This is a genomic window from Sandarakinorhabdus oryzae, from assembly GCF_009733735.1.
GTDB classification, from domain to species: Bacteria; Pseudomonadota; Alphaproteobacteria; order Sphingomonadales; family Sphingomonadaceae; genus Sandarakinorhabdus; species Sandarakinorhabdus oryzae.
The window spans coordinates 1-1,604 of the sequence record NZ_WNJP01000308.1; the positions used below are offsets into that span (position 1 = coordinate 1).

A 1,604-nucleotide genomic window follows, 5' to 3' on the forward strand; every position below is an offset into this window, starting at 1 on the left:
CCGGCCCCTGCCGATCGCCCGCGGCCGGCCAGCGCGCCGGCGCCAGCCGCAGGATCAGATCGTCACCATCGTCCAGAAAGCGCCAGCTGGTGGCGAGGCCGGGCGCCAGTTCGCCGCCCGGCCCGCGCCGGATCAACGTGGCGCGGCTGGCCTCGTCCGCCAGATCGGTCGCCAGATCGCCTTCGCCCACCACCGCCACAGCCAGCGTGCCGCCCTGCCCGCCGGAACAGGCGGCCAGCAGCAGGGCAAGACCAAGGGCGATGGGCGCGCGCATTGCCCGACACTCTAGCCTTGCTTTGCGACGGTTCAACAGAGCTTCCTTGCGAGCCGGGCCGGCAAGGGCGTAGGAAGGGCCATGGAAACGGCTCCCGATATCACCCGGCTGATTGGAAACACCCCGCTGATCACGCTGAAAGGCCCCAGCCTTGAGACCGGCTGCACCATCCTGGGCAAGGCGGAATTCCTCAACCCCGGCGGCAGCGTGAAGGACCGCGCCGCGATGGGCATCATCGAGGATGCGGAAAGCCAGGGCCTGCTCAAGCCCGGCGGCATCATCGTTGAAGGCACCGCCGGCAACACCGGCATCGGCCTCGCTCTGGTGGGCGCCGCGCGCGGCTACAAGACGATCATCGTCATGCCCGAAACCCAGAGCCGCGAGAAGCAGGACACGCTGCGCGCACTGGGTGCCGAACTGGTGCTGGTGCCGGCCGCGCCTTATGCCAACCCCGGCCATTATGTGCACACCAGCCGCCGCATCGCCGAGGAGACGCCGGGCGCGATCTGGGCCAACCAGTTCGACAATGTCGCCAACAGATTGGCCCATATCCGCACCACCGCACCGGAAATCTGGCGCCAGACCGGCGGCAGGGTGGATGGCTTCACCTGTGCTGTCGGCACCGGCGGCACGCTGGCCGGCGTGGCGCTCGGCCTGCGCGCCGAAAAGCCCGACGTGACCATCGCGTTGACCGATCCCGAGGGCGCGGCGCTCTACAACTGGTTTGCCCATGGCGAACTGAAGGCCGAAGGATCGAGCGTGTCGGAAGGCATCGGCCAATCGCGCATCACCGGCAATCTCGATGGGCTGACGGTGGATGCCCAGTTCCGCGTGCCCGACAGCGAGGGCATGGCCTGGCTGCGCCGGCTGAATGCCGAAGAGGGCATCTGCCTGGGCCTGTCGTCCGGCATCAATGTGGCGGGCGCGGTGCGGCTGGCGCGGCACATGGGGCCGGGCCATGTCATCGTCACCATCCTGTGCGACAGCGGCCTGCGCTATCTGTCGACCATCTACAACGCCGAATGGCTGAAGGCGAAGGGCCTTGCCCCGGCATGACTCCGGGCGTTAGAATCGCCGCCCGATGAACGAGCCGCTCCTTCCCGACAGCAGCCTGACAGCGGTGCGCCCGAAAGCGCCCGGCGCTGGCCGCAGCGGTGAGCGCCTGCGCTGGGGCCTGACCGGCCTTGCTGCCATCTTCCTGATCGTGATGATCGCGGCGGCAGGCCTGCGCCCGACCGGCCGCGAGGCCAAGCCCGGCACCGGCGAGCCGCTGGCGGTGCTCGGCGTGGCCCCCGGCCCGGCCACGCGCCCGGCCGAAGAGAAGTGACCG

At 69.7% G+C, this 1,604-nt stretch carries 2 protein-coding genes and 1 pseudogene; 2 read left to right on the forward strand and 1 reads right to left on the reverse strand.

All coding sequences use genetic code 11. The features are described from left to right. Positions 1–274, reverse strand: a pseudogene (locus tag GJ693_RS15890) (hypothetical protein); the annotation flags it as partial. A gap of 81 nt (positions 275–355) precedes the next feature. Here GJ693_RS15890 and GJ693_RS15895 point away from each other — a divergent pair. Both GJ693_RS15895 and GJ693_RS15900 read left to right on the forward strand, forming a co-directional pair. Next, positions 356–1,330: a cysteine synthase A gene (locus GJ693_RS15895; protein WP_156257202.1), complete on the forward strand. Its 975-nt coding sequence runs from the start codon at positions 356–358 to the stop codon at positions 1,328–1,330. Positions 1,331–1,355: 25 nt separating this feature from the next. After that, positions 1,356–1,601 carry a hypothetical protein gene (locus tag GJ693_RS15900; RefSeq protein WP_235903001.1) on the forward strand — a complete coding sequence of 82 codons (246 nt, stop codon included), beginning with the start codon at positions 1,356–1,358 and terminating at the stop codon, positions 1,599–1,601. Positions 1,602–1,604: the final 3 nt, after the last annotated feature.

Excerpts from the sequence above, each read along its gene's own strand:
- GJ693_RS15895 (WP_156257202.1), top strand. The coding sequence starts at position 356 with ATGGAAACGGCTCCCGATATCACCCGGCTGATTGGAAACACCCCGCTG.
- GJ693_RS15900 (WP_235903001.1), top strand. The coding sequence starts at position 1,356 with ATGAACGAGCCGCTCCTTCCCGACAGCAGCCTGACAGCGGTGCGCCCG.